29 protein-coding genes and 1 pseudogene are annotated in these 26,179 nt (G+C 44.4%); 20 read left to right on the plus strand and 10 right to left on the minus strand.

Annotation, left to right across the window (positions count from 1 at the left end):
* From cofH (BMX02_RS01550) to BMX02_RS01570, 5 genes are all read right to left on the minus strand, one after another.
* Nucleotides 1-1,071 carry a 5-amino-6-(D-ribitylamino)uracil--L-tyrosine 4-hydroxyphenyl transferase CofH gene (gene cofH / locus BMX02_RS01550; RefSeq protein WP_091688455.1) on the minus strand — a complete coding sequence of 357 codons (1,071 nt, stop codon included), beginning with the start codon at nucleotides 1,069-1,071 and terminating at the stop codon, nucleotides 1-3.
* The gene (gene cofH / locus BMX02_RS01555; RefSeq protein ID WP_091688457.1) at nucleotides 1,071-2,141 is read right to left on the minus strand and encodes a 5-amino-6-(D-ribitylamino)uracil--L-tyrosine 4-hydroxyphenyl transferase CofH; all 1,071 of its coding nucleotides are present in this window, start codon (nucleotides 2,139-2,141) and stop codon (nucleotides 1,071-1,073) included. Before cofH (BMX02_RS01555) ends, cofH (BMX02_RS01550) begins: the two co-directional genes overlap by 1 nt.
* The gene (cofG, locus tag BMX02_RS01560; RefSeq protein WP_091688459.1) at nucleotides 2,138-3,130 is read right to left on the minus strand and encodes a 7,8-didemethyl-8-hydroxy-5-deazariboflavin synthase CofG; all 993 of its coding nucleotides are present in this window, start codon (nucleotides 3,128-3,130) and stop codon (nucleotides 2,138-2,140) included. Before cofG ends, cofH (BMX02_RS01555) begins: the two co-directional genes overlap by 4 nt.
* A 213-nt stretch (nucleotides 3,131-3,343) precedes the next feature.
* Entirely contained in the window at nucleotides 3,344-4,615 is a 1,272-nt protein-coding gene (locus tag BMX02_RS01565; RefSeq protein ID WP_091688461.1) for a phytoene desaturase family protein, read from the minus strand.
* Entirely contained in the window at nucleotides 4,612-4,773 is a 162-nt protein-coding gene (locus BMX02_RS01570) for a 4Fe-4S binding protein (protein ID WP_091688463.1), read from the minus strand. Before BMX02_RS01570 ends, BMX02_RS01565 begins: the two co-directional genes overlap by 4 nt.
* 290 nt (nucleotides 4,774-5,063) lie before the next feature.
* On the opposite strand from BMX02_RS01570, the gene BMX02_RS01575 reads away from it, so the two are divergent.
* From BMX02_RS01575 to BMX02_RS01645, 15 genes are all read left to right on the plus strand, one after another.
* Entirely contained in the window at nucleotides 5,064-5,483 is a 420-nt protein-coding gene (locus BMX02_RS01575; RefSeq protein ID WP_091688465.1) for a DUF22 domain-containing protein, read from the plus strand.
* A 24-nt stretch (nucleotides 5,484-5,507) separates the two neighbouring features.
* A complete protein-coding gene (locus tag BMX02_RS01580) occupies nucleotides 5,508-6,014 on the plus strand; it encodes a hypothetical protein (protein WP_091688467.1) in 507 nt (168 codons plus the stop codon).
* A 280-nt stretch (nucleotides 6,015-6,294) separates the two neighbouring features.
* Nucleotides 6,295-6,690: a F420H2 dehydrogenase subunit FpoA gene (gene fpoA, locus BMX02_RS01585; RefSeq protein WP_091688469.1), complete on the plus strand. Its 396-nt coding sequence runs from the start codon at nucleotides 6,295-6,297 to the stop codon at nucleotides 6,688-6,690.
* A complete protein-coding gene (gene fpoB, locus BMX02_RS01590) occupies nucleotides 6,678-7,232 on the plus strand; it encodes a F(420)H(2) dehydrogenase subunit B (RefSeq protein WP_091688471.1) in 555 nt (184 codons plus the stop codon). The genes fpoA and fpoB overlap by 13 nt, the downstream gene beginning before the upstream one ends.
* A gap of 9 nt (nucleotides 7,233-7,241) precedes the next feature.
* Entirely contained in the window at nucleotides 7,242-7,718 is a 477-nt protein-coding gene (fpoC, locus tag BMX02_RS01595; protein ID WP_091688473.1) for a F420H2 dehydrogenase subunit FpoC, read from the plus strand.
* Nucleotides 7,719-7,727: 9 nt separating this feature from the next.
* Nucleotides 7,728-8,852 carry a F420H2 dehydrogenase subunit FpoD gene (gene fpoD / locus BMX02_RS01600; protein WP_091688475.1) on the plus strand — a complete coding sequence of 375 codons (1,125 nt, stop codon included), beginning with the start codon at nucleotides 7,728-7,730 and terminating at the stop codon, nucleotides 8,850-8,852.
* A 5-nt stretch (nucleotides 8,853-8,857) separates the two neighbouring features.
* Nucleotides 8,858-9,892, plus strand: coding sequence for a F420H2 dehydrogenase subunit FpoH (fpoH, locus tag BMX02_RS01605; protein WP_091688477.1), 1,035 nt, complete (start codon nucleotides 8,858-8,860; stop codon nucleotides 9,890-9,892).
* Nucleotides 9,893-9,896: 4 nt separating this feature from the next.
* Nucleotides 9,897-10,304, plus strand: coding sequence for a F420H2 dehydrogenase subunit FpoI (fpoI, locus tag BMX02_RS01610; RefSeq protein WP_091688479.1), 408 nt, complete (start codon nucleotides 9,897-9,899; stop codon nucleotides 10,302-10,304).
* A 1-nt stretch (nucleotide 10,305) separates the two neighbouring features.
* The gene (locus tag BMX02_RS12210; RefSeq protein ID WP_091688481.1) at nucleotides 10,306-10,575 is read left to right on the plus strand and encodes an NADH-quinone oxidoreductase subunit J; all 270 of its coding nucleotides are present in this window, start codon (nucleotides 10,306-10,308) and stop codon (nucleotides 10,573-10,575) included.
* Complete coding sequence (fpoJ, locus tag BMX02_RS12215; RefSeq protein WP_280176519.1) at nucleotides 10,568-10,918, plus strand: F420H2 dehydrogenase subunit FpoJ; 351 nt, start codon at nucleotides 10,568-10,570, stop codon at nucleotides 10,916-10,918. The genes BMX02_RS12210 and fpoJ overlap by 8 nt, the downstream gene beginning before the upstream one ends.
* The gene (gene fpoK, locus BMX02_RS01625) at nucleotides 10,918-11,220 is read left to right on the plus strand and encodes a F420H2 dehydrogenase subunit FpoK (RefSeq protein WP_091688483.1); all 303 of its coding nucleotides are present in this window, start codon (nucleotides 10,918-10,920) and stop codon (nucleotides 11,218-11,220) included. Before fpoJ ends, fpoK begins: the two co-directional genes overlap by 1 nt.
* A gap of 2 nt (nucleotides 11,221-11,222) precedes the next feature.
* Nucleotides 11,223-13,220, plus strand: a complete 1,998-nt coding sequence (gene fpoL, locus BMX02_RS01630; protein ID WP_177165234.1) for a F420H2 dehydrogenase subunit FpoL — start codon at nucleotides 11,223-11,225, stop codon at nucleotides 13,218-13,220.
* Complete coding sequence (gene fpoM, locus BMX02_RS01635) at nucleotides 13,220-14,707, plus strand: F(420)H(2) dehydrogenase subunit M (protein WP_091688486.1); 1,488 nt, start codon at nucleotides 13,220-13,222, stop codon at nucleotides 14,705-14,707. The genes fpoL and fpoM overlap by 1 nt, the downstream gene beginning before the upstream one ends.
* A gap of 4 nt (nucleotides 14,708-14,711) precedes the next feature.
* Complete coding sequence (fpoN, locus tag BMX02_RS01640; protein WP_091688488.1) at nucleotides 14,712-16,166, plus strand: F(420)H(2) dehydrogenase subunit N; 1,455 nt, start codon at nucleotides 14,712-14,714, stop codon at nucleotides 16,164-16,166.
* Nucleotide 16,167: 1 nt separating this feature from the next.
* Complete coding sequence (locus tag BMX02_RS01645; RefSeq protein ID WP_091688490.1) at nucleotides 16,168-16,518, plus strand: F420H2 dehydrogenase subunit FpoO; 351 nt, start codon at nucleotides 16,168-16,170, stop codon at nucleotides 16,516-16,518.
* A gap of 97 nt (nucleotides 16,519-16,615) precedes the next feature.
* Here the strand turns inward: BMX02_RS01645 and BMX02_RS01650 are convergent, their stop codons facing one another.
* Nucleotides 16,616-17,557: a nucleoside recognition domain-containing protein gene (locus tag BMX02_RS01650; protein WP_091688492.1), complete on the minus strand. Its 942-nt coding sequence runs from the start codon at nucleotides 17,555-17,557 to the stop codon at nucleotides 16,616-16,618.
* Between the two features lie 115 nt (nucleotides 17,558-17,672).
* On the opposite strand from BMX02_RS01650, the gene BMX02_RS01655 reads away from it, so the two are divergent.
* The 3 genes from BMX02_RS01655 to pyrG are packed head-to-tail and all read left to right on the plus strand — an operon-like array spanning nucleotide 17,673 to nucleotide 20,173.
* The gene (locus BMX02_RS01655) at nucleotides 17,673-17,855 is read left to right on the plus strand and encodes a methytransferase partner Trm112 (protein WP_048195261.1); all 183 of its coding nucleotides are present in this window, start codon (nucleotides 17,673-17,675) and stop codon (nucleotides 17,853-17,855) included.
* A gap of 23 nt (nucleotides 17,856-17,878) precedes the next feature.
* Entirely contained in the window at nucleotides 17,879-18,556 is a 678-nt protein-coding gene (locus BMX02_RS01660; protein WP_091688494.1) for a DUF7524 family protein, read from the plus strand.
* Nucleotides 18,557-18,571: 15 nt separating this feature from the next.
* On the plus strand, nucleotides 18,572-20,173 hold the full coding sequence (pyrG, locus tag BMX02_RS01665) for a glutamine hydrolyzing CTP synthase (RefSeq protein ID WP_091688496.1): 1,602 nt from the start codon (nucleotides 18,572-18,574) through the stop codon (nucleotides 20,171-20,173).
* Between the two features lie 73 nt (nucleotides 20,174-20,246).
* On the opposite strand, the gene truD is transcribed toward pyrG, so the two are convergent.
* From truD to mptN, 4 genes are read right to left on the minus strand one after another with little or no spacing between them, the layout of a single operon-like run.
* Nucleotides 20,247-21,566, minus strand: a complete 1,320-nt coding sequence (gene truD / locus BMX02_RS01670) for a tRNA pseudouridine(13) synthase TruD (RefSeq protein WP_091688498.1) — start codon at nucleotides 21,564-21,566, stop codon at nucleotides 20,247-20,249.
* 11 nt (nucleotides 21,567-21,577) lie between these two features.
* Complete coding sequence (locus BMX02_RS01675) at nucleotides 21,578-22,747, minus strand: transglutaminase-like domain-containing protein (protein ID WP_091688500.1); 1,170 nt, start codon at nucleotides 22,745-22,747, stop codon at nucleotides 21,578-21,580.
* Nucleotides 22,748-22,764: 17 nt separating this feature from the next.
* Entirely contained in the window at nucleotides 22,765-23,112 is a 348-nt protein-coding gene (pth2, locus tag BMX02_RS01680; RefSeq protein ID WP_091688501.1) for a peptidyl-tRNA hydrolase Pth2, read from the minus strand.
* A gap of 33 nt (nucleotides 23,113-23,145) precedes the next feature.
* Nucleotides 23,146-24,078, minus strand: coding sequence for a tetrahydromethanopterin:alpha-L-glutamate ligase (mptN, locus tag BMX02_RS01685; RefSeq protein WP_342210526.1), 933 nt, complete (start codon nucleotides 24,076-24,078; stop codon nucleotides 23,146-23,148).
* Between the two features lie 112 nt (nucleotides 24,079-24,190).
* Between mptN and ala the strand changes: the two genes are divergently transcribed.
* Together ala and BMX02_RS11755 are read left to right on the plus strand one after the other, a co-directional pair.
* On the plus strand, nucleotides 24,191-25,171 hold the full coding sequence (gene ala, locus BMX02_RS01690) for an alanine dehydrogenase (protein ID WP_091688503.1): 981 nt from the start codon (nucleotides 24,191-24,193) through the stop codon (nucleotides 25,169-25,171).
* A 319-nt stretch (nucleotides 25,172-25,490) separates the two neighbouring features.
* Nucleotides 25,491-26,179: pseudogene (locus BMX02_RS11755) on the plus strand (hypothetical protein); the annotation flags it as partial.

Here is a 26,179-nt window from a genome sequence, read left to right on the forward strand (position 1 = left end):
TTAGATCTCCTCGTATAATGCATTCCTTCTCATCGGCTTGCGGCCTTCACTTGTGATGATCCATTCCAGCTCTTCCGGTGATAAGTATTCCCCGTTCGCTCCTCCGGATGCCAGGGTGATCTGGTCTTCCATAAGAGTGCCTCCGAGATCATTTGCCCCACAGGATAAAGCTACCTGTGCAAGTTTCTTACCGAGCTTGACCCAGCATGCCTGAAGGTTGTCCACGTGGTTGTTGAGCAGTACTCTTGCAATTGCTATGAGTTTGAGGTCATCCATTCCAGTGGTCATGAACTTCCCTGAACTCAGCATCTCCTCGCCAACACGGTTGTTGTAAGGCATGAAAGGCATTGTTATCAGTTCGGTGAACGCTCCGGTCTCTTCCTGTATATTGCGCACTGTCAGTATGTGGTCGAACCGTTCTTCCCATGTTTCCACATGACCGTACATAATGGTGGCATTGGTACGCAGTCCAACTCGGTGAGATGCCTTAATGGTCTCTATCCACTGGTTGGTTGTGATCTTATCATCACAGATGATCTTTCGTACACGGTCTGAAAGTATCTCTGCAGATGTTCCGGTCAGTGTGCCCAGCCCGTTCCTTTTCAGTTCTGCAAAAGCTTCCTCAAGAGGTGTTTTTGAAATGGATGAAGCATAGTGGATCTCCATTGGTGAGAATCCATGTATGGTCATATCTGGATAAGTGGTGTGTATGCTCTTTACGATATCATTGTAGAATTCAAGGTCAAGTTGTGGAAGGTAACCGCCCTGGATGCAGATCTCAACAGCACCGGCTTTTTCTGCCTGGCCGACCTGCTCGAGCATCTCTTCAATGGTCAGTATGTATCCTTCTCCTTCCCTGAAAGCACAGAATCCGCAGTTTCCTTTGCACATGTTGGTGATGTAGATATTCCTGTTTGTGACATAGGTCACTGTATCGCCAACTGCCTCTTTGCGCAGGTCATCTGCGAGTGCGTAAAGCTCGAAGGGGTTAACATTCAGAAGTGCAAGTGCATCTTCCTTTGTTGCGTTTCCCTTGTATGCCCGTTCAATGATATCTTCGGGAATGGTCATTATAATATGCTCCTGTAAAGTGTGTCTCTCTGAACCGGCGTTCTTTCTGCAGCCCTGATGATCCATTCCAGTTCTTCCACTGTGATGACTTCCCCATTAGCTGCTCCTGCTGATCTTGAGATACTTTCTTCCATTAGTGTACCTCCAAGATCATTCCCGCCGCATAAAAGCGCGACCTGTGCAAGCTTCTTTCCAAGCTTTACCCAGCTTACCTGAATATTCTCTATATGTGTATTGAGTAAAATACGTGCCAGCGAATAGACTTTCAGGTCTTCTGTTCCTGTTGTCATGAACTGACCACTTTTAAGCATCTCGTCCCCTATCCTGTTGTTGTAGGGCATGAAAGGCAGTGGCACGAACTCTGTGAAACCCCTGGTCTTTTTCTGGATGTCACGGATGGTGAGTATATGATCAATGCGTTCTTCCCATGTTTCCACATGTCCGTACATCATCGTGGCAGTTGTGGGGATCCCTGCCTGATGCGCGGATGTTACTATATCTACCCACTGCTGTTTCGTGATCTTTTCAGGACAGATGATATCGCGTACCCGGTCTGCCAGTATCTCTGCAGCGGTCCCGGGCATGGTGTTCAATCCATTCTTCTTAAGTTCAGCAAGAGTTTCTTCAATTGTCAGGCCACTGGAAGTGGCAGCATGGTAAACTTCCATTGGTGAGAAACAGTGAGTATGAATATGGTGGTGGTCTTCTTTTACTGCCCTGAGAATGTCCAGATACAGGTCGAGTTTTACATCCTGCATCAATCCTCCCTGAATGCACAGCTCTGTAGCACCTGCTGCAACTGCCTCATCAATTTTTTCCCTGATCTGTTCAGGTGAGAGCACGTATCCTTTTTTATTCTTGAATGCACAGAATCCGCATGTTCCGATACATTTGTCTGTGAAATTGATGTTGCGGTTGACAACATAGGTAACGTTATCTCCAACTGCCTCATATCTTAGCTGGTCTGCCAGTGCATATAGTTCAAAGGGTTTCACTTCCAGTAGTTTAAGAGCATCTTCTTTGGTCGTGGTGCCCTGGTATGCTCTTTCTACGATATCTTCAGGGATCATTGCTGTTTCCTCTTGAATCCGTTTTTATCGGTAAGTGTTTCTATCAGCTTGGAAAGGTTGCTGCTGTACCATCCTTCCTTAATATGCTGTGGATAGATCGGTAATCTTTCTTTCAGGGGTATTTCTCCTGTCATCTGCTGAAGATCGACCACACTTGGCCATTCAGCTTCGGGATTGATCCAGTCGATGGTGGTAGGTGATATTCCTCCAAGGTCGGTAGCTCCATATTGTATCAGTATATGGGGCTTGATAAGGTTTGGTGCGACCTGAACTGCGACATCATCCGGGAGTATTTCCCTTGCAAGGGAGACTGTCTGGATCATCTCTTCCTTTGTAGGTGGAGCATGATCGGCCATGGGGGTATCCGGTTTAGGCATAAAGTTCTGAATTATAACTTCCTGGATATGTCCGAACTCTTTATGGATGGATGCGATGGTTTCCAGAGAATGCTTCCTGTCCTCTATGCTTTCTCCGATGCCTACCAGTATACCTGTTGTGAAAGGTATCCGCAGTTCACCGGCAGTACGTATCATCTCGATCCTCTTTGAAGGAGCCTTTCCGGGAGATTCGCAGTGGGCTTTCAGTTCTGCAGTGGTTTCCAGCATAAGGCCCATACTAACGTTGAGTGGTTTTAGCATCTCTAGTTCACGGCGATTGAGGATGCCTGCATTGGTATGCGGCAGTAGTCCTATCTCGATGGCAAGTTCACAAAGTTCAGTGACATACTCGATGGTGCTGGAATACCCCATCTTTTTGAGCTTCTCTCTGTATTCGGGAACCTCTTCGGTATATTCTCCAAAAACAAAAAGCGCTTCAGTACATCCTGCTTCTTTTCCATTTTTCAGGATCGGTATTATCTCCTCTACACTCATGAGGCGGGCTTCCGGATGGTCCGGATCGCGCCTGAAGGTGCAGTATCCGCAACGGTTCCTGCAAATGTTCGTAACAGGAATGAAAACATTGCGTGAGAAGGTCACAAATTCGGGCATAATTGGTGAATGAATGAAGGAATTAGTACATAAGTTTAATCGAAGATACAGTTGTGATGCAGATCAGACCTGAAGGGGCAAAGTGGCTCAAAGGTTTGGAAATTCTGCTAAAAAGAAATAATTGTTGGTGGGGGACAGGTCCACTTCTGAATATAGGGGGTAAATATTGATGACGGACAATAAACCGCCATCAAAAAGAGTTTTTGTCAGTTTTTAATTGTCCAGAATGAGTTTCATGGTGTTCCTAACACCAAGGGCTACGCCTTCAACTTCAATGCCGCCCTTGCCTTTTGCACCATCGCCCACTACATACAGCCCTTCTATGGGTGTTGTATTGCCGATGTCTGAACCTGATGATGACCTGTTGACGGGCCAACCGTTATAATATGATTGTGTAAGGAGCACTTCGAAGTCCTTGCCTGCAAAGATCTCTTCGAGATCCTTGATACCCAGGTCGATCTCATCCTCAAGATAAGGGGTCCTTTCCCATTGGGTTGTCTGGTGGGCCATAACAAGGTGTTTACCTTGTGGTGCCAGATCCGGATCGATGTTGGTCACCTCGTTAATACCATTTACAAGTCTGGCCGAGGGTGTGAACAGAACACCTCCATGTCCGATCAGCGGCTCATTTGCAGCAAGGCAGATCTTAACTCCTGCAGAAGGCTTTGTTACTTTTATCCTGTCCAGGTACTGCTGGTGTTCCTCGCTGATATCCACATCTTTGCAAAGATCATGTGTAAAATTATGTCCTATATTGCTGATCACAAGGTCTGCCGGATATTTTTGACCATCTATAATGACGCCTGAAGCTTTTCCATCTTTGATGATGATCTCTGATACCTCTTTATCGGTGTACATGGTTCCACCGTTGCTCCTGACGACATCCGCCAGTGCATCAGTGACAGCTTTACAACCTCCGATAGGTACTCCGGGGCCACCGTAGCGGTACAGGTTCTCAAATATTTCAAATACTTCTTCTGCAGGAACATCAGCTGCTTTCAGGCTAAGGGCCCAACCGCAGAAGGAATCTGCCATTTGATATGCAAGAGGTGTATCAAAGTTCCTGGATAGCCATTCTGCAAAGGAACAGTCCTTTGGGGGATTTTTTCTGGTAGTTATCATGAAAAGCGCAAGCTTGATCCTGTTCCAGAGTGAGAATGTCTTTCCGAACTTTCCAAAAGGCACATCTTCATAAATGTTGTTCTCAATATCTTCGAAGATGCGCATGAATGCCATTCCTTCATCGCGCTCGATGATGACATCTGCACCCACTTCCTCGAGGAGTTGTGCCAACGGTCCGGTTGGACCATGTGGTATCATGTGGAGTGCGCCTGTGGTCAATTGGTAACCTTTGATATCAATATTGGTGAACCTGCCTCCTGTCATGGGCAAGCGTTCGAATACCTCAACCTCATATCCTGATCCTGATAATTTAGCCGCGCTTAGCAAACCGCCAAGTCCCGCGCCTATTACTATGACCTTCATTCCGCTACCTCGATAGCTTTCATGGGGCAGTATGTTGCACATATCCCGCATTCTACGCATTTATCTGTGATATATGCCTTACTTTTAACAATGATCGCATCTTTTCTACAAAATGCAGTGCACTGGCCACATCCAACACAGTTTTCATTGACTTTCATTAATTTCCCTCGAGTTTTGTCCTTCTAAGTCCTTCAATACTCAAAAGGATTTTGTTCAATTCATGTGTCAGTAATTAATTGAAGCTTCATTTTTGACCCTGCTCTTTTCTATATGGTAGTCTTGAAGTAATTATTAATATTGAAATGCCATAGTATCTTATAATTATTATTTTGGGTACTTGGGGGTGGAAGTTATCATTAAAGTTCCGGGAGTGTCAACTCTAAATTGTTCATTAACAATAATGACAATCTATTTATACTAAAATGCCAACATCTATTATGGTGATTTTATGTCCACGGAAACGATACAAGTAGTAGCTCGTAAAGACGGTGAATTGATTTCAAAGAAGTTCAAGGCCGCACCCTATGAATTCACGATCGCCACCCGTGCAAAGTGGGGGATGATGATCGCTGATGAGGATGTGGAACTTCGCGCTGGCGAATACAAAAAGATCGCTATACAGGAGGTCATATTAGATGCGGACACTCTTGCAATTCCGTGTGCTTTTACTTACCATGCGGTAGCTTCTGTCCTGAAGGTATCTTCCAAGGAAGGTAATTGTCTTGTGGAGAAGCCACGAACTATCAAATATGTTTATGCTTTCGGACAAGAGACCGGAAAGGTCCGGGCAGGAGACCTGCTAGGTGTGCTTAACATCTTCCCTATCATGTTCACAAGGGAAGCTATGAAGCCTGTCCTGGTCAAATAAGAAGAGCTGCAGGGGGTATCCTATATGGAAAAATGCGTGATCTGCGGAGAAGATCAGGACTATAAGCAATATGAGGGCTATAATATCTGTACTGCATGTGCAGATATTATGGAAGATGTAATGGGCGAGTATTTCATGAAGACCGTGCAGGATGCTTCAAAGCCAAAAGCACATGAGGGATATCTGCACTATCTGGACAATACTACCCGTTATGTAAGCGATTACAAGAAGATAACCTCTAAATCCCAGAAGTATACAAAAGATGTCAGTGAGCGTGCTGATGATGCTATTCAAGAGAGCAAGACACCTTCAAAACAGCGTTATTTTGAGCGCATGCATGAAGTTCTTGACTGGCTTGAGAAGACTCCTCAGTTCTATCATTACTACTTTAAGGAGCATTATATGTGCCCCAGTTGCGGCTCATCCATCTTTGACAAGTATGAATCGGAAGAAGTTGGGGAATGGCTCGTTATCTCCTGTTCGAACTGTGGTGCCATGATTAAGAAATATTTCTCGCCAAAACTGGTCTGACAATCGAGAGGGCAGGTCATTACCTGCTTCTCAGCATTCTTATTTTAATTACTATTTTTTAATTATTTTGTTTATATCTTCTATTATTTGATAGAGGAATCTTCATTTTATTCAAAATATAAACGCAAACAACTCCTTTTATATTTTAATTCTGTATGGTTTTGATGCAAATATATAGTCATGTTTTATCATGAATGACTCTTTTTTGGAAATAGTTATATAGAGAATACTATATCTACGATTGTAATATCTACGATTAGTAATCATCAGGTGATTCATCATGTCAGTAATAATCGATAGTAGCAATATTATCAATAGTTACATTCCGGTTGCTGTGTTTCTTGTTGTTTCGCTTCTGATGCCACCTGCAACAATGGCCATGGTCAAGTTGCTAAGCCCCAGAAGCAAATCACCTAATAAATATGCGACCTATGAATGTGGTTCCGATCCGTTAGGAGATGCGCGAATACAGTTCAATGTTGAGTATTATCTTTATGCGATCGCATTCGTTGTGTTCGATATCGAAGTTCTTTTCCTTTATCCATGGGCTATGGTTTACATAGGCAATGGTGTCGATATGGTAACGGCGATCGTTGAGATGTTGATCTTCATTTTCGTTATGTTGTTTGGATATGCCTACTTATGGAAGAAGGGTGCTCTGAAATGGATGAATTAAACGATAATGTAACGGTCGAGGATCAGGAGGAGTACGTGGAAGAGATTCCAGGTGTTATTACCACCACTTCCATGGCTATTAATGATTTCTTGAAAAAGACAAAAGCACAGGATGTAATAAACTGGGGTAGAAAGAACTCCCTATGGTTCATGACTCAGCCAATGGGTTGCTGTGGTGTGGAAATGATCGCTACAGGTTGTGCTCACTATGATACTGACAGGTTCGGTATCATCCCACGTAATTCCCCAAGGCACGCAGATGTCATGATCATCAGTGGATACGTGACAAGGAAATACCTTCCTGCACTTCAGAAACTGTGGGGACAGATGGCTGCACCAAAGTGGGTAATATGCATGGGTGACTGCTCTATTAGTGGCGGTCCTTTCTATGAATCCTACAGCACAGTGCAGAACATTGACAAAATGTTCCCTATAGACGTTTTTATTCCAGGATGTCCACCAAGGCCGGAAGCCCTGCTTCAGGGATTCCTTGAGCTTCAGAAGAAGATCATGGCCAAAAAGGATCATGGAACGGATTATTGAGGTTATATCATGGATGCAAAAAGCATTATTGATTCATTGGTCAACAAGTTCCAGGACTCCCTTACGGACGCAAAGGTCGATTCCGACATAAGGATCTCTGCTTACCTGGAACCTGAAATGATCAAAGACGTTTGTCAGTACCTGAAAGATGAACTTGCATTTGACCATCTTTCAAGCGAAACTGCAATAGATTATCCTAAAAGGAACGAGATCGTGGTTGTTTATCACATAGCTTCATACAACCATCCTGTATTGCTTACCATTAAGGTGAAGCTTCCAAGGGATGCTCCTGAGATCGAGTCCATCGTTCCTGTCTATTGGAATGCTAATTGGTACGAAAGAGAAACTTACGAACTGTTCGGTGTTAAGTTCAACAACCATCCGGACCTCAGACAGCTTGTTCTTCCAGAGGAGCTGTTAGGGGATTGGCCTTTGAGAAAAGATTATGAAGGCTTCCCGAACAGGACTGCCAGAAATTTGGTGTGAGGTTAAAATATGGATGAAAATGTAGCCCCATCAGAAATGATAGTCCACCTCGGACCACAGCACCCAATGCAGCCAGGACCTTTCAGGTTGAACCTGAGGCTCAGAGGAGAAACTGTAGTTGATGCTGAGATCGAGTTAGGCTTCATTCACAAGGGTATTGAAAAGATTTTAGAGAGCAAGACGTATCTCCAGGGTATTCCTATCGTTGATAGGATCTGCTACCTAACAGCAATGACCAACGAAGAAGCATATGTTGGTGCTGTAGAGAAACTTGCAGACATCGAAGTTCCGGAAAGGTCCCAGTATATAAGGGTCATCCTCGAGGAGCTCTCAAGACTTCAGAGCCACCTGCTTGGTATGGGTGAGTTCGGTGAGTTCATTGGCTTTGTATCAATGTTCATGTACACCATCAAGGAAAGGGAAGATATTCTGTCTTTGATGGATATAGTAACAGGAGCACGTGTTACACACACGTTCCTCAAGTACGGCGGTGTACGTGGCGATCTTCCTGAAGGATTCAAGGAAAAATCTGCTGTCGTCTTCGCCGGTCTTAGGGAACAGATCGCTGACTACAGAAAACTGTTCAATGACGATGAGATCTACAAACAGCGTTGTTTCGGTGTCGGTATCCTTGAGGCAAAGACTGCAAGGGATCTGGGTGTATCCGGACCTGCCCTCCGTGCAACAGGTGTTGCCTTTGATATAAGGAAAGATGAACCATATCTTGTTTACAAGGACCTTGATTTCAAGGTGTGCACAGCTACAGATGGTGACATTGCAGCCCGTATCGATGTAAGGCTCGATGAGATGTTAGAGGCCATGTACATTATAGAACAGTGCCTGGACCAGATGCCAAGCGGACCTCTCTTCTATGAGGACTCCCCGTATGGCGTGAGGACCCCTGTAATGAGGGTTCCTGAAGGCGATGTGTTCCACAGGGTAGAGGATCCACGTGGAGAGATGGGCTTCTATGTCGTTTCAGATGGCTCAGATAAACCTCATCGTGTAAAGATAAGGGGACCGGTCTATCCGACCATGCAGGCATTGCCTCCACTCATAACAGGGACCACTGTTGCTGATGTGGCAGCTATTGCAGGTAGTATGGACGGTTGTACCAGTGAGGCGGACAGGTGATAACAATGTCAGCAGAAAGTATTGATATTATATTCAACCCCTGGCTTCGTACGTTACTTGGCCTCTGTATGATCGGCGTAGTTTTCGGCGGTGCAATGGTCGTTGTATGGTTCGAGCGTAAACTATCAGGTGATATTCAGTTCAGGCTTGGTCCTAAATATGTAGGTCCTTTTGGATTGTTCCAGCTTGTTGCTGATGCTATCAAATTGATGACCAAAGAAGATCTGATCCCTTCAAAAGCTGACAGGTTGCTTTTCGTTTCTGCACCTATCGCTCTCATGGGATCTGTATTCATGATGCTGGTTGCGATCCCATTCGGTGCTGTTGTCGTTAATGGCGTAGAGTACCCGATCGTGGCAACTGAGATGGATATTAGTCTTCTTTACATTGAAGCGGTATCTTCGATCGCTATAATCGGTGCGTTCATGTATGCATACAGTTCAAACAACAAGTACTCTCTTCTGGGTGCTTTCAGGAACTTTGCAAGAATGATCGGATACGAGGTTCCACTCGGGATCACTATGGTAAGTATAGCTATCATGGTAGGTTCACTGAACATTGTTGAGATCGCACAGGCACAGAGCCCGATCTGGTTCATATTCCTTCAACCTCTTGGTTTCCTTGTCTTCTTCGTTGCTTTGATGGCCGATATGGGACGTCTTCCGTTCGACCAGAACGAGTCTGAAGAAGAACTGGTAGCAGGTTGGATCACTGAATATAGTGGTATGAGATTCGGTCTTGGTTTCTTTGCTGAATATATCCATCTGATCCTTGGTTCAATGCTTGTTGTATTATTGTTCCTCGGCGGCTGGAATTTACCTGCAGCCCTGACCAATATCACGATACTGGGAATTTTCCTTCCAACAGTGTACTTCCTGTTGAAGTCTGCTCTTGTTATCCTGACAATCATCATGCTAAGATGGGCAGTTCCAAGGTTCAGGATCGATCAGGTTGTTGACCTTAGCTGGAAAAGACTTCTCCCCTTATCATTATTGAACCTTGGATGGGCAATAATTTTGGGTATTTATCTGGGAGTGTGATACCATGGTATTGAAAAATATTGTTAGAGCGGTTAAGAACATCTACAAGCCACCTATTACCAGAAGGTATCCTGAGGTACCCACCGAGTTGCCTGACAGGTTCAGAGGGCTTCAAAAACTTGATAAAAGTAAATGTATAGGCTGTGGTATTTGTGCTAACACCTGTCCTAACAGTGCGATAAAGATCGTAAGGGCAAAGGTTAGCCCAGACAGTGAAAAGACAAGATGGTTCCCCGCCATTGATATTGGTCACTGTCTGTTCTGCGGTCTCTGTATAGATCAATGTCCACAGGGTGCTCTTTCAAGCACAAAGGTCTACACAACAGGTGTGATCAGGTGGACACATGAGGAATTACTGTATACTCCGGACATGCTGGCACGTGAAGTTCCGGTAGGGGAGAATGGTGAGTGAAATGACAGGTATAATTGAAGGTGCCATTTTTGCTATTGTCGCTCTTGTGCTGATCTCATTTGCGATCCTGACAGTAGTATCAAGGGACATAGTACGTGCAGCACTTGCACTCGTTCTCTCGATGTTCACAGTGGCTATCGTATACATCATGCTCAATGCACAGTTCCTGGGTATTGTCCAGATCCTTGTGTATGTCGGAGCAATTGGAGTTCTGATACTCTTCGCAGTTATGCTGACTAAGAAGAATATGGGAAGTGAGAACAATGACTAATGAACGTCCAACTATCATGGATTCAATTGTCCATCAGTTCAACCCAAAGAGACAGATCTTAAGGTTGTTGGATATGGAGGTTCCTTCAGTCGAGACCATCCTTAAGGCATTTACAAGGATGATCATTGCAGGCTTGTTCCTCGCAGTGGTACTGGTTTCACTTTATGGTACAGGATGGACAACTGTTGAACAGCTTCCCCAGAATATCGCTGATCCGAGTAACATCAAAGGATTGGGTGTCCTTATCTTTACAGACTTTGTGATACCATTTGAGATCCTTTCAGTAGTGTTACTTTCCTCACTGATAGGTGCTATCTATTTGGCAAAAGGAGATGATAACTGATGATCCCATTAAACTGGTATCTTGGTCTTTCAGCTATCGTGTTCTCCATAGGTCTCTATGGATTTATGTCACAGAAGAACGGTATCAGGATGCTTATGTGTGTGGAACTTATGTTAAACTCCGCAAACATAAACCTAGTCGCCTTCTCAAGTTACAACGATGACATGACAGGACAGGTATTTGCACTGTTCTCTATTGCAATCGCTGCAGCAGAAGCAGCTGTCGGATTTGCGATACTCATGTCAATTTACAGGATGCGAGATATGATCGATGTTGATAAACTTAACATACTGAGGTGGTAAAAATGGCAATGGAAAACCTTGCATTTTTAATACCACTGCTTCCCGCACTTGCCTTTGTGCTTACATTCTTCCTTGGGAAGAAATTGCCATCTGGCGGTGCAATTATTCCGATCGTGGCAATAGCCATTTCATGTGTGATATCACTAGCTATCACTGTGGGCCTGTTGCAGAACCCTGAGCATTTTGTAACTCAGTCAGTTCACTGGTTCGCAATACTCAATCTCGGAATATTGATCGACCCGCTTGCAGCGGTAATGCTTTCAATGGTCAGCTTTGTGAGCTTGCTTATCCACATCTATGCTGTGGGTTACATGTCACATGACCCTGCCAAGCCAAGATACTTTGCAGAGACCGCTCTCTTCACAGCAGCTATGCTTGGTCTGATCCTTTCAGACAACATCCTTCAGCTGTTCATCTGCTGGGAGCTTGTAGGTCTTAGCTCATACCTGCTTATCGGATTCTGGTTCCACAAACCTGGAGCAGCTTCCGCAGCAAAGAAAGCATTCCTGACCACCAGGGTCGGAGATGTTATGTTCCTTGCAGGTATCGTCCTGCTCTTTTCAGACATATTCACAGTATTCAATGGAAATCTTCCGGAAGGGGTATATGTCCTTCAGTTCAACGAAATGTTCAAACTGATCCCTGACCTCGTTGCTATCAATTCAACGATATTGGGTATGGAAGTAAGTCATCTGACACTTGTTACACTGTTGTTCTTCGGTGGTGCAGTTGGTAAGTCAGGTCAGTTCCCGCTTCATGTGTGGCTGCCTGATGCAATGGAAGGTCCAACGACCGTTTCAGCTCTCATCCACGCAGCAACAATGGTTACAGCTGGTGTCTATCTCGTAGCACGTACTTTCCCAATGTTCATTGCAGCACCTGATTCATTAATGGTCGTTGCATACCTTGGTGCTTTCACCGCACTGTTCGCAGCTACAATGGGTATCGTGATGAACGATTTGAAGAGAGTACTTGCTTATTCAACAGTAAGTCAGCTTGGATACATGGTCCTTGGTCTTGGTCTGGGTGCAGTAATCGGTGCAGAGGCAGTTGGAGTTTCAATGTTCCACCTCATCAACCACGCATTCTTCAAGGCATTGCTCTTCCTCTGTGCAGGAAGTGTCATCCACGCTGTAGGTACACATGACATGAGGCTGCTCGGCGGTGTCGGTAAGGTAATGCCTATTACATTTGCCACAATGACAGCTGCAGCACTTGCGCTAGCAGGTTTCGGTATTCCTGGTACAAGTCTCGGTTTCAGTGGTTTCCTGAGTAAGGACCCGATAATCGAGGGTGCATACCTTTTCGCAGAATCTACCGGAAACTGGTTGCCATACCTGTTTGCTATCTCAGCAGCATTCCTTACATCCCTGTATATCTTCAGGTTGATCTTCATGACCTTTACAGGGAAACCAAGGACAGATTATGGTGGACACGAGTCCCCTTCATCTATGACAGTGCCTCTGGCGATCCTTGCTATTCTCGCAGTGGTTTTCGGTGCATTGACAAGGACTTCGTTCTATCACTTCATTGAAGATAACTTTGTACACCTGGATATCGAAGCACTTGCTGAGCTTGGTGGATACCATCTCGCACACCACGGACATGAACCCCTTCTTGTTCTCTGGATGCCTCTGATCGTTGCAGTTGCAGGTCTTGTCATTGCCTACCTGATCTATAACAGGAGAGTAGTTGACATGAGCAGCATTGTTTCAAGGAACAACCCTGTTTACAAGTTGCTCTACAACAGGTACTATCAGCACCAGATCTTTGTTGAGTTCTTCTCTATAAAGATAATCTATGAGGGCTTAGCACTCGCAGGGTTCTATTCAGACAAGATGCTGGATTGGCTTGTCAATGGTACCAGTACCTTGCTTATTGAGGCAGGTGACTCCCTGAGGAAATTCCAGACAGGTGTCATACAGCACTATGCAGCAGCAGTTGTTGCAGGTGTAGGACTACTGGTCATACTGATCAAGTTGGTCATGGAGGTCTTCTAATGTTACCAATATTATCTTTGATCGTGCTGATCCCGATTTTGTTCTCAGCCGTGACATTCTTAACAAAAACAAAGGAACAGGCAAGGATATCCGCTTTAGTGGGTACTCTCATCACGCTGGTCCTGACCCTCTACATGTATTTCTCATTCGACAGTACGACCGCAGCTATGCAGTTCGAGGAAATGGCAAACTGGATCCCATCTCTGGGTATCAGCTATCACCTTGGTGTTGATGGCGTTTCCATGCCTCTTATACTGCTCAATGCTATAGTGATCCCACTGTTGATCATTTATACATGGGATGATGTCAGATCAGCTTCTAACAGATTCTATGGTCTGATGCTTGCAATGCAGGGAGCAGTCATTGGTGTTTTCGTATCACTTGACTTCTTCGTATTCTACATATTCTGGGAACTTACCCTCGTACCATTGTTCTTCATGGTGAACATCTGGGGTGGCTCCAACAAGAAGCATGCAGGTATTAAGTTCTTCATCTACACCCACGTTGCATCCCTTGTGATGCTTTTGGGTATCTTTGGACTATACTTCAACGCATGGGCACTTACCGGTTCTCCGAACATGGGCATTGATCACCTGATCAGCCAGTTCCAGTTCTTTGAATCCGGAATTCTCAGAGATGCAATATTCCTTGCACTGCTCTTTGGATTCATTGTAAAGCTTCCTGTAGTTCCATTCCATTCCTGGTTACCGGATGCATATTCCGAGGCACCAACCGCAGGCAGTGTGCTTTTCATACTGCTCAAGATCGGTGGATATGGTCTGTTCAGGGTAATGCTTCCAATGTTACCATTCACAGCAACTCCAAGCCTTATGATCACGATCATGGGAGCTCTTGGTGCAGTGAGCATCCTCTATGGTGCATTCCTTGCACTTGCACAGAAGGACCTGAAGAGAATGATCGCATACTCCAGTATAAGCCACATGGGATACGTTACCCTTGGTTGCGCTGGTCTTGTGAGCCTCTCAGTATCCGGTGCAATGTTCCAGCAGTTCTCACACGGTTTGATCATGAGCATTATGTTCATGTCATGCGGAGTGATCCAGACTGCAACAGGTACGAGGATCATCAACAATCTCGGAGGTCTGGCACAGAAGATGCCAAAGCTCACAGTGATCATGGTACTCGGTTTCATGGCATCACTTGGTTTGCCAGGACTTACCGGCTTCATTGCAGAGTTCCTTGTGCTGACATTCAGTTTCATTAATGTGCCAATCTATGTGATCATTGCACTGCTGGCTATCGTGATAACAGCGGCATATCACCTGTGGGCATTGCAAAGGGCAATGTTCGGCACTTTCAATGAGAAGCTTGGTGAGATCGTGGACATTTCGTCCTACCAGACCCTGTCCATGGGAATCATCGCCCTGCTTATACTGTACTTTGGACTGTACCCAAGTCCGGTGCTGGATATGATGATAACGAATTCAGAAAAGATCGTCAGCCTTATGGCTGTAATGGGGGTGTGAGATTATGGCAGATCTAATGTTACTCGCACCTGAAATAACGCTCCTGGTAACAGGACTTACTGTACTGCTGTTAGGATTGTTCCTTTCAGCTCACTCTAAGAAAATACTCGGATACATAGCAACACTTGGTTGTCTTGTTGCCTTTGTGTTGACACTCAACAGCTTTGGCACAACTGCAGTCATGTTCTCGAACTCACTGAGCATTGATGCACTATCACAGTTCTTCAAGCTCGTGTTCCTTACAGTTGCGATACTCGTGTCCATAGCATCCATCAAATATACTGATGGTAACGATCACGCTGATGAGTACTATGTACTTGTGCTCTTCGCAACCATCGGTATGATGATGGTAGCATCAGCAAACGATCTCATGGTACTCTTCGTTGCATTCGAGCTTGCAAGTCTTGCAACATACGCTCTTGCAGGTTTCGAGAAGAAGAACCCTGCATCCATTGAAGCCGCAATGAAGTACTTCATGATCGGATCCCTTTCAGCTGCTCTGCTGCTGCTCGGTATCGGATATGTTTACGGTGCAACAGGAACCACTAACATTCCTGAAGTTGCCCAGAACATCGGCCTGCTGGCAAGCAGTCCAATGGGAATTCTTTCCCTCGTACTGCTGATCGCAGGATTTGGTTTCAAGATCGCACTTGTACCATTCCACATGTGGGCACCTGACACATATCAGGGTGCACCTTCCGTGGTATCTGCACTTCTGGCAGCCGGTTCCAAGAAGATGGGTTTTGTTGCAGCTTTCAAGGTCTTTATCACAGGTCTGATAGCCCTTCAGGCAGACTGGCAGATGGCATTTGCTATCCTTGCAGTTATCACAATGACCTACGGTAACATCGTGGCTCTGTCCCAGACCAGTGTAAAGCGCATGCTTGCATACTCATCCCTTGCTCAGGCAGGATACATTTCAATGGCATTTGTGGTCATGACCCCAATGGCATTGACCGGTGGTATACTCTATGCACTGTCACACGGCTTTATGAAAGCAGGAGCTTTCATTGCAACAGCTGCTGTGGTCTACATGGCAACATCAGAGAACAAGGATATACTGAAAGCTGACCATCTTGACAGCTTCAAAGGTCTTGGTAAGAGAATGCCTATAACCGCACTCTGTCTGACCGTCTTTGTATTGGCATTGGCCGGTATCCCACCAACAGCAGGTTTCATGAGCAAATTTGTCCTGTTCTCATCAACGATTGAATCAGGACTTGTCTGGCTTGCAGTGATCGCTATTCTTAACAGTGCAGTTTCACTGTATTACTACGCGAGAGTTGTCAGATACATGTATGCTATGCCAGCAGAGGGTGAGAGGATCTCAGAACCAGCACCATATGTCGTTGCACTGCTCCTCGCTGTTGCAGGTGTACTGGCAATTGGTCTCTGGCCGGAACCATTTGTGAACATGGCAATGGAAGCCGCAAACGTTTTGATCCCAGGGGGAATGTGAAATGGCAGATTGTGATCTTTGCGGAGTAGCAATTCCAACAGTATGCCCGGTAAAAGTGTTCTCACCAAAGTTCGAGAACTCCTATCCTGAAGGTGTATGGAAAGGTCTTTGTGGCGGTTGTCTTGAGAACGCTAAAAAAGCCTATGACGAGGCTACCGAAAGCAAAACAACAGGAACATTTGGTAAATGTGACCTTTGCGGAGCAGAAGAACAGTTACAGGATGTGGAGATAAACATCCCCTCCTTCTCAAAAGGTTATGAACTTGAGAGGAAAAAAATATGCATGAAATGCCTTGAGCAAAGCAGTGAAGCCTATAAAAATAAGGATGAACTGTTAGGTGAACATCACTAAAGGTCAGTCAGACTGACCTTTCTTTTCTTCTTTTTTGATCAGTTCTCTAAATTTCAGTCGTTTTTCTTTCCTTTTGATCAACTTTCTGGTCCATAACTCATATTCTTGCTATGGATAACAATACGATCAAAAGTATGAGTCTTATAAGCATGCTCATTCCGGTCGAAAAGGCCACTATCCTCAATCCTATCTTTGGTCCGAAAATAGAGACGTAACGTGGAATAATCGCCCTGACACTGAATATGGGTAGCATGAACATGCTTCCGAGCATAAGTACTATCATTGCCTGCAGGTGTGATATCCCTCCATCACTGATCATAGGTCCAAGCAGTGATACTCCAAGGATGGGACTTGCGACATATGTTGAAAGGGGAATTATGCTTTCAGGTGGTATGCCGAAGATGTCTGCAAGTGGGAGGACGTTGAACATCTCAAAAACACCTCTTTCTCTTAAAGCAAAGACCAATGTTGTCATTGTCAGGTAAATGATGGCTATCTTCGTGAAAAGGCGTTTCTGTCTTTTGAATGCCTTTCCTATAGCATCCTTTACATGTGGGCGTTCTGTTCTTTCCGGCTTGGGTATTGCACACGTGTGCTCCTTGAACCAGATCCTGCTCAGGATGATAACAACAGAGACCTTCACAAAGGCACTGAGTATGAAGACCATTACATAGAAACCACCTACAACGGGACCAAGTGCCGGTAGTACGATCGGTATCTGGTAGGTCAATATCTCCCTTATATATGCAGGTGTGCTGTTCAGGATCGCACAAAGCATTGTTTCACGCTCATCAAGGCATCCTTCGTCCTTAACTTTCACAACCATGCTGTTCGCCGCAACGGTCGATCCAAGTGATACAAGGAACGCAGATGCACAGGCCTGTGGAAGGTGAGTATGCTTGAAAAGAGGTTCTGTGAACCTTGAGAACTTTTGCATAAGTCCCATCTCAATAAGGAAGCCCGTTCCAAAAAGTCCTATAAATATAGTAATTATTATAGGGAATGCAAAATCAAGCACCCTTATAAGCAGATCGAACATAATCCTATAATGAGAATAACTGATAGATTAATCTATTTGAATGAATGTATTATGTTTTTGTGAAAAACCAAAACCTTGATATGAATTGTAATACTTTTTTGTCTGGTGATCGTAAATGAAGAAAGATCTCATGGATATTCTGGCATGTCCTATATGCAAAGGTGATCTTGTCCTGAATATCTCAAAAGAAGATGAAAAGGAAATTATCTCTGGAACACTCTATTGTTCAAAATGTAACGAGTATTTCCCGATTGAGGATGGCATCCCAAACATGCTCCCTCCTGAGCTGAGGGAATAATCTAAACACGAGGTTGAGTACACTTGCAACAGGTACATATAAATCGTCTTGGTGTAAATTCCATTGAATTTGAATCCGATATAGTGGAGATACCCCTATCTCCCGGTGGAGAACACAGTTTTGAGATAGTGATCATAAATTACGGTTCACCGACCCATGTACATTTATCTGCCAGCGACGGGCTTCAGGACAACCTGACATTCCTGGAAGACAATCCCTATGTTTCACATGAGGAATATATACCTGTCATTGCACGCATTCCCTTTGACGGGCGCCTCCTGAACAAAGGCAAGATATTTGTAACGGTAGGATATGGTTCAAAAACAGAAAGTTTCACTGTAAATATCGGAATGTCGGATACTGGCAATGGTCCTGCTCCGATCGATATAGATGAAAGGTTGTCATCACCTGCTCCGGTTGTGACCAGAAATAAAGAATCTGATTCCGGAAGGCACTTATCAGATATATTTCCGGGAATCTCCGAGTCTTTTGTTCAGATATTTGACGCACGTAATCTTGTACTGTTCTCGGCATTAATTATTATTTTAGCTCTGATCTACATAGCTGTACGCCTGGTATCAGGCAACAATATGGAAATTGGACTTGAGGTCGACTTTTATACAGCATTAGCTTTTACCATAGTATTCACATCTTTAATCGCTTACCTGTTAACGAGGCTTCCAATATTTAAAAATAAATGAGGTAGTTGAATCCACATGAAATATATCATCGTCACCGGTGGAGTTATGAGTGGTCTGGGGAAAGGGATCACCACAGCATCTGTCGGCAGAAATCTAAAAAATAAAGGTTACAATGTTACAGCCATAAAGATCGATCCTTACATCAATATTGATGCAGGTACCATGAGTCCTTATCAGCACGGTGAGGTCTACGTTCTGAAGGACGGTGGGGAGGTTGATCTCGATCTTGGGAATTATGAACGGTTCCTTGATACCGAACTTACAAGGGATCACAACCTGACCACCGGTAAGATCTACGAGGCAGTCATAAACAAAGAGCGTAGGGGAGAGTATCTTGGCAAGACTGTACAGATCATTCCTCACATAACCAATGAGATAAAGGACCGCATACGCAGGATAGCAGCAAAGAGCGGCGCGGATGTCTGTCTCATCGAGGTAGGAGGTACTGTTGGTGATATCGAGAGCATGCCATTCCTCGAAGCATTGAGGCAGATGTACAGGGAAGAGTCTCCTGAGAACATTGCATTTCTTCACGTGACCCTGGTGCCTATGGATTCACAGGGTGACCAGAAAACAAAACCCACACAGCATTCTGTTAAAGAGCTAAGGGAATTGGGTCTCACTCCACATGTGATCGTTGCAAGATGCAAAAGTGCACTTATGGAAAGCACTCGTTCCAAGATCGCCCTTTTCTGTGATGTTCCGGTCGAAGCGGTCATTAGTGCCCATGATTCTGCGGACATCTATGAGGTCCCACTCCAGCTGGAGAAAGAAGGTCTCAGTGATTTCCTTTTAAAGAAACTTGATCTTAAGTCCACTCTGGAAGATACAAAGTGGGAAGAGATGGTTCAGAGAATGAACAACCCAACCGGCAATGTTAAGGTTGCAATTGTCGGAAAATACACTCACCTTGAAGATTCCTACATCAGCATTGTGGAATCTCTTAAACACGGTGCTATTGGGTGTGGTTGCAAGTTCGATATTACATGGTTTGATGCAGAAGCTTTTGATGATGGTCCAAAGGGTGTTGAGGATCTGGCTGGTTTTGACGGAATACTTGTTCCGGGTGGATTTGGGGAACGTGGGACTGAAGGCAAGATCCTTTCGATCAAATTTGCAAGGGAGAACAATATACCTTACCTTGGACTCTGTCTTGGTATGCAGCTTGCAGTGATCGAGTTTGCAAGGAATGTAGTTGGATTGGAAGGTGCAAACAGCAGCGAGTTCAATGAGGACACACCTTATCCGGTTATAGACCTGCTGCCTGAGCAGGAAAATGTGGTAGATATGGGTGCAACAATGCGTCTTGGTGACTATGAAGCCACCCTCAGGGAAGGTTCACTTGCAGAGAAGATATATGGTGAAAACACCATTATCGAGCGTCACAGGCACAGGTATGAGGTCAATCCGAACTATGTTGATCGTATTGAGGAAGCTGGTATGATCTTCTCTGGAAAGAACAAGAACAGGATGGAGATCGCAGAGGTCCCTGCGAACGATTTCTACTTTGCATCCCAGTTCCATCCGGAATTCAGGTCAAGACCCGGAAGGCCATCCCCGCCGTTCAAGGCATTTATGGACGCAATGCTTAAAAAGAGCAAGGAAAGAAAGGACTGATCTAAAAACCATTCCTTTCCTTTTTTTTATTTTATACTTTTTTTTGATCTTGTTTTTTTTGGTCCTTCTCTGATCAGCTCATTCTTGAAGGTTCCACTTTCATATATTCTCTCAGAACAGTTGTAGCGTAGCTTCCCTTTGGAAGGTTAAAATCAAGTGTAACGCTGTATTTTCCAGCGTTCAGTTCATCTTCGCTGATGCGATATTGCGGCTCCACTCCAAGTAAGATCTCCCGTCGAAGACCTTTTGATCCCATCTTCTCCATGGCAGGTACTTTAAATCCTTCAAGAGGCACATCCAGCTTTTCCAGCACATCTCTTTCGATCTCTCCTTGTATCCCGGATGCAATTTCCGTGTCATAACCGATCAACGGTGCTGTCACAAACGCCCTTTTCCTTTTGACAAGATTGTTCATGCCATCGATGTTGTCCTCGGTGACCTTTTCAATACGGGAATTATCAGGAAGACCTGCCTTATTCTTAAAGCAGACAATATCTCCCACGACAGCCTTGTTAAGTGGCAGACCTTTCTTTATGCGCTGGCAAATAATGGTATTGTAGATGTATGATTGGTATGCGTGGACGAACATTTTCCTGATGTTCATTGGTAAGGTTTCAATGGCTCCGGCAAAATCATCCGGATCAGATACCAGATGATGCATCATGGCACGCTCATACCTCAATTGTAATGGGTAACCTTTCAATCCCTCAACATAATCCCGATTGTTAAAGACCATTTCACGTACTTCTCTTGTTTCTTCCGGCTCATCGGGATAGGCAGCTGCTATATAGTCGATCGCTGCTTTTTCGATATCACCCCTTACGATGGATTCCCCGACAACATGTGTGATGGGTCGGAATGCACCAAAACGCTGTATCCCAAAGAAGTTAGGGACTCCTCCCTGCTCCTTTATGGATTCCGTGGTCTGTTGCATTCTGCTTTTCAGCTCATCCTTCTCGAGATCGATATCCCTTACAGTTATAATGAACTCGTTTCCTGTCAGGTCCCCAAGTTCCACACTCCTGTTAGATCTTCCGAGGACCTTTAGTTCAACATCCTTGAGTTTGATCTTTTCTATGTTTTCCTCGGGGACATCGTAGAAGCTTATTTTTTGCGTTGTAACTGCTCTCTTATCCTTGGTACCTGCAAAACCAATGCGTTTCTGGCTGATTCTCAGTATCCTGGAGATATCCCTTATCAGGTGGTGTGTCTCCCAATTATGTTTGGTAAGCTCAACAATAGTGTATTTCCCGTTATCCCCTTCTTCACGGTTTGTGATCTCAATGACTCCGAAATCCTCTATCTGTCTTCGAAGGGCTCCTCCTATGCCGGGGGTATTGCTGCTATAAAGTTCAATTCCTATCTGTTCTTCTACAGGTGGGACTTTGTACATATTTTTCTCCTTCAGTCAGGAATAATATCTATTATATTAACTGTTTCTGTGTTCGTAAAGACCCAGGCATCGTCTGTTGGTATTGCTCCGGCTGGAAGATCTCCTGCATAAAGACCGGATGTTGTGTCCAGTATCAGCCATGACCCATATTCATCGGTTGTATAATACACGGGAACACATCCATTGTATTTTTTTACTGCATCAATGTTCTCCCTTGCTTCCTCATCTTTTCCGATATATACAGTTGTAAAGGCATGAGTGTCGGTAAAGTACATCCGGGTACTTCCTCCAATGGCTTCTATAAGTGAAGAAAGCAGGATGGCCGAATCGTCGCAGTCACCTGCACATACTTTTAGTGTTTCATCAGGCGTAGCCCAATAATCCTCTCCCCTGGGGTCGCTCATGTATTTGATCTCGCTCTTCACATGGTCGAAAAGTGAACATACCTGGTATATATTGTACTCTCCCGGATAAACCATTGCACCGGAGGCGGCAAGTGCACGCACATCTTCACTTCTTGGGTCCACCTTGTCATTTGTGATCGTGAATAGCGGTTCTTCGTTAGATACGTACTCTATAGTGGTTTCATTCACTATGGGCATTACTTCAAGACTGATCTCTTCCAAAAACTGTAATCCATAATCATACCATTGGTCAGAGCTCGTTCTAGCAAGGATCCCAAATCCCAGTTTCACGTCCATGGAATCGACATTTGCAGGAATATCAATACAGATAAATCCGATCTTTTCTTTTTCGCCGGGTTCTATAGTATGTCCTGTTTCCTGTCCCTTAAATTTTTCATCAGATAATTCGACGCCATAGCTATAAACGAAGATAGGTGTGTCTGCCCGGTTCTCAACAAAGACTTCTATTGTTGCTGGGCTATTCTCATAGAAATTAGTGTAGTAATATGAAGTAGCGATTCCCAATGCAGGAGACCTGGTCGAGGTGGCATGCGGTTTGTCTTCGATACGGTCAGCTTTCTCATAAATGACCTTTGGAACTGTCAATTCTTCGGCATCGATAACAAAATTGCCCCTGTCGGCTGCTAAATAGTTGTATATAGGCAGCTCTTGTATGTCCTGGGAATCAATTGGAATGTTGGATATAGCAAATGCTCCTATAGAAACCACTATCAGGAAATATATTATGGTTATTAACAGGCAGTGACGACATACCATTGCTTTGCCTCATAAGATTATAACAATTTCAAGGAACCTGTGATCTTGTCAATAGCTTCCGCTTTTGCCGGTCCGATCCCAAGGGCAGTAACCGTTCCAGGTGCTATCTCGGTAAGGCCTGCATCTGTGATCAATGCTGTAGCTAGCCCTTCACGTCTTGCTTTTTCCTTAAGCTCAAAGAGGTCCTGAAGTTTCTCTGCCCTTAAGACCACTTTCTTCTGTCCTCCCTCTTTCCATTTTTCAAGGTCGGATCGGCCAGCCCATTCCGCAGCCGATACTGCAGCGTGGGCTACCTGTACTGCAAGTTTCCCTTTTGAGAGCTTCAGATCATCCCTTATCACGATACACTGTTTATATTCTGCCATTTGAAAGTTCCCCGATGAATATGAATTATTATGTTATATCTCTTTGATAACATCCCTTATTATATCGTCAGCAGCATTAATTCCCCATGCCTTATATATCCCCGCCACCGAGGGTGTTCCATTGACCTCTAATATGAGACTCCCGTCTACTTTAATGTTACTTGTATCTCTCTTTTCTACAAGATCAACTCCTGCAAAGAAAGCCCCGATGGATCCGGCAGCTTTTATGCAGATATCTTCCTGCTCCGCGGATAATTTGCATTGTGATACAGATCCACCCTGACTCAGATTGTTGATCCATGATCCTTCCGGTGCAGTCCTGTATATCGCCCCGATGAGCTTTCCATTGACAACAAATGCACGGATATCCCGACCCGGATTCTCGATAAATTCCTGTATGTATAACATTCCTCTCTGTTCCAGAAGCTGATCGATCTGTTCCGGAACAAGTTTTGTCTGGTCTGTTCCATTGGCAGGCATGATCATGCCGTTCTTTATCCTGTGGATCCCCATGCCCTTATATCCGAAAACAGGTTTTATAACGGCATCCTTCATTTCTTCAAGTACTTCTATTGCACTTTCAGTATCCTGAACAACTTTTGTTTTTGGTATAGGAAGCCCTTTGTTGGACAGCAGGCAGGATGCATAATATTTGTTAGCAGCATTTTGGATTGCAGAAGGTGAATTGACAACGAGGACTCCTTCTTCCTCGAGCTGTCTGAGTATGTCGAATCGGAAAGAGACTCCCTCGAACGCACCGGCACCGACATCCCTTACAACGATAGCATCGAATTGCAATGGATCTATCTTTCCAATACGCCACTTGGTTCTATTTTCAATTGACACTTCTGCTTTCTGAAGGTCCATGATCTGATGCCCAACCTTGTTCTTTTGGCAAGCTTGTCCAAAGGCAATAGCTGTGGGGTCATCAGGATCTGTTACAATGATCCCTATCTGTTTCATCATAAATAACTAATATTAAAAGTACATCAAGATGTCGCAAAATATGGCTGAATGCACTAAAGGAATACAGAAAGTTTATACGGCCTGTTATCCATCTATTAATGGGTGATATATCTTGGAGATTCTATGGCTGGACCAGAAAGATGTCAGGTCATTGCTTAATATTCCTGATGCAATGGATGCTGTTGAGAAAGCATTTGAACAGCATGGTCGGAAAAAAGTTCAGATGCCCTCGAAATCCTATCTATATTTTGAAGGTCACAATGGTGATCTGCGTACGATGCCTGCATATCTTGAAGAGCAGGATGTGGCAGGTGTGAAGGTCGTGAATGTCCATCCGGATAATCGCCAGAAAGGGCTACCTACGGTTATGGCACTTTTCGTCCTGAACTCCACTGAAACAGGTGCTCCACTTGCAGTTATGGATGCTACTTATCTGACGGATATCAGGACTGGTGCAGCAGGTGGTATTGCAGCAAAATATCTCGCACGTCCGGAATCCTGTATTCTAGGAATTGTGGGGTCAGGTAATCAGGCAAGAACACAATTACTTGCTATTGCTAATGTTTTCGATCTTGGGGAAGCTAAAGTCTATAGTGAACATAGAGATCGTGCTGAGCAATTTAAGCAGGAGATGGAGTCTAAAGCAGGTTGTAGTATTACTGTCTGTTCATCAATAGAGGATGTGTGCGATTGCGATATCCTTGTTACTGTAACTCCTGTAAGGGAACCCATTGTGAAGCGTGAGTGGATCAAACCGGGCACTCATATAAATGCAATTGGTGCCGATGCTGCAGGTAAGGAAGAACTTGAAGCTTCTATACTGATACGATCCCGGGTAGTTGTGGATGATATTGCCCAGGCATCACACTCCGGGGAGGTCAATGTTCCTTTGTCAAGTGGAGTTATTAAGGTCGAAGATATCTGCTGTGAGCTTGGTGAAGTTATCGCAGGGCTAAATCCAGGAAGGTTGGATGATTCGGACATAACGGTATTTGATTCTACAGGTCTTGCGATACAGGATGTTGCAACTGCACTTCTTGTCTATAATGCAGCAAAGGAGAAAGGTGTAGGTAAAAAGCTCCCGATGTTCTGATGGCAGGATAAATTGCCGCATCTCATTCGATAAGACGCTTCAGCGTTCAAAATACACGGAATTCACTTGCTGATTCTTCTATCTTTTTTATTTTTCAATATTGATTCTGATCTTGATTTTGTGAATTAGTATTCCTTAATTTTTTCTTCATTTGATTTCCGTGTTAATGCATGCGGTTTGCTTTGTTTTGGCTATTGTTTGATACTTACAACTGTCCTCATTATGATAATAATTATATACCTATGCATAGATATATTTATATATCGTTGTATTTTATACCTCTATTTATATACAATAATATAAACGGTGGCGGTTCGGTATGCATCCAATAATCAAACCATTAGGTATCCTACTCTTTATCACACTGCTAATGAGTGGTCTCACAAGCATTTCAACTAATTCTCCGGGGCTTGCCCCCGATCCTACAGATGATCGACATGAGAGTACATACTCTGAATGGGAGGATGCTTTTATTATCTCAAATGATAAAGGCGTTGGAATCACAAGATCAAGTGGTGGCGGTCCAAATGTGAGTCCCACTCCTGATCCTGACGATGGTAAGATCTCTATCGATATTGAGAAGCATACCAATGGTTATGACAGCGACAATGCTCCTGGTCTTGAGGTTCTTGTAGTTTCTCCCGTTGAATGGACCTATAACGTCACCAACACAGGTGACCTGCCCCTTCAGGATGTCGTTGTTTTAGATAATGATGGCAGTGTCAATCCTGTGTACCTCAGCGGTGATGCTAACGAAAATGAGATTCTGGATTCTGGTGAGGTTTGGGTTTACAATGCTTCAGGTACCGCTGAAGAAGGTCAGTATGCTAACATTGGTAATGTAACAGCTTACCATGGAATCATGATGGTATATGATGAGGATCTTAGCCACTATTTCGGTGTCACTGAACCTGTCTTTGAGGCTTCACCTTCCATTGACCTTGAGAAGCATACCAATGGTCATGACAACGATACTGCACCTGGTCTTGAGATTCTTGTAGGTTCTCC

Source organism: Methanococcoides vulcani (genome assembly GCF_900111645.1).
GTDB classification, from domain to species: Archaea; Halobacteriota; Methanosarcinia; order Methanosarcinales; family Methanosarcinaceae; genus Methanococcoides; species Methanococcoides vulcani.

Bases quoted from the DNA above. Each gene is read 5' to 3' on its own strand.
- cofH (WP_091688455.1), bottom strand. From the start codon at position 1,071: ATGACCATTCCCGAAGATATCATTGAACGGGCATACAAGGGAAACGCA.
- cofH (WP_091688457.1), bottom strand. From the start codon at position 2,141: ATGATCCCTGAAGATATCGTAGAAAGAGCATACCAGGGCACCACGACC.
- cofG (WP_091688459.1), bottom strand. From the start codon at position 3,130: ATGCCCGAATTTGTGACCTTCTCACGCAATGTTTTCATTCCTGTTACG.
- BMX02_RS01565 (WP_091688461.1), bottom strand. From the start codon at position 4,615: ATGAAGGTCATAGTAATAGGCGCGGGACTTGGCGGTTTGCTAAGCGCG.
- BMX02_RS01570 (WP_091688463.1), bottom strand. From the start codon at position 4,773: ATGAAAGTCAATGAAAACTGTGTTGGATGTGGCCAGTGCACTGCATTT.
- BMX02_RS01575 (WP_091688465.1), top strand. From the start codon at position 5,064: ATGTCCACGGAAACGATACAAGTAGTAGCTCGTAAAGACGGTGAATTG.
- BMX02_RS01580 (WP_091688467.1), top strand. From the start codon at position 5,508: ATGGAAAAATGCGTGATCTGCGGAGAAGATCAGGACTATAAGCAATAT.
- fpoA (WP_091688469.1), top strand. From the start codon at position 6,295: ATGTCAGTAATAATCGATAGTAGCAATATTATCAATAGTTACATTCCG.
- fpoB (WP_091688471.1), top strand. From the start codon at position 6,678: ATGGATGAATTAAACGATAATGTAACGGTCGAGGATCAGGAGGAGTAC.
- fpoC (WP_091688473.1), top strand. From the start codon at position 7,242: ATGGATGCAAAAAGCATTATTGATTCATTGGTCAACAAGTTCCAGGAC.
- fpoD (WP_091688475.1), top strand. From the start codon at position 7,728: ATGGATGAAAATGTAGCCCCATCAGAAATGATAGTCCACCTCGGACCA.
- fpoH (WP_091688477.1), top strand. From the start codon at position 8,858: ATGTCAGCAGAAAGTATTGATATTATATTCAACCCCTGGCTTCGTACG.
- fpoI (WP_091688479.1), top strand. From the start codon at position 9,897: ATGGTATTGAAAAATATTGTTAGAGCGGTTAAGAACATCTACAAGCCA.
- BMX02_RS12210 (WP_091688481.1), top strand. From the start codon at position 10,306: ATGACAGGTATAATTGAAGGTGCCATTTTTGCTATTGTCGCTCTTGTG.
- fpoJ (WP_280176519.1), top strand. From the start codon at position 10,568: ATGACTAATGAACGTCCAACTATCATGGATTCAATTGTCCATCAGTTC.
- fpoK (WP_091688483.1), top strand. From the start codon at position 10,918: ATGATCCCATTAAACTGGTATCTTGGTCTTTCAGCTATCGTGTTCTCC.
- fpoL (WP_177165234.1), top strand. From the start codon at position 11,223: ATGGCAATGGAAAACCTTGCATTTTTAATACCACTGCTTCCCGCACTT.
- fpoM (WP_091688486.1), top strand. From the start codon at position 13,220: ATGTTACCAATATTATCTTTGATCGTGCTGATCCCGATTTTGTTCTCA.
- fpoN (WP_091688488.1), top strand. From the start codon at position 14,712: ATGGCAGATCTAATGTTACTCGCACCTGAAATAACGCTCCTGGTAACA.
- BMX02_RS01645 (WP_091688490.1), top strand. From the start codon at position 16,168: ATGGCAGATTGTGATCTTTGCGGAGTAGCAATTCCAACAGTATGCCCG.
- BMX02_RS01650 (WP_091688492.1), bottom strand. From the start codon at position 17,557: ATGTTCGATCTGCTTATAAGGGTGCTTGATTTTGCATTCCCTATAATA.
- BMX02_RS01655 (WP_048195261.1), top strand. From the start codon at position 17,673: ATGAAGAAAGATCTCATGGATATTCTGGCATGTCCTATATGCAAAGGT.
- pyrG (WP_091688496.1), top strand. From the start codon at position 18,572: ATGAAATATATCATCGTCACCGGTGGAGTTATGAGTGGTCTGGGGAAA.
- truD (WP_091688498.1), bottom strand. From the start codon at position 21,566: ATGTACAAAGTCCCACCTGTAGAAGAACAGATAGGAATTGAACTTTAT.
- BMX02_RS01675 (WP_091688500.1), bottom strand. From the start codon at position 22,747: ATGGTATGTCGTCACTGCCTGTTAATAACCATAATATATTTCCTGATA.
- pth2 (WP_091688501.1), bottom strand. From the start codon at position 23,112: ATGGCAGAATATAAACAGTGTATCGTGATAAGGGATGATCTGAAGCTC.
- mptN (WP_342210526.1), bottom strand. From the start codon at position 24,078: ATGATGAAACAGATAGGGATCATTGTAACAGATCCTGATGACCCCACA.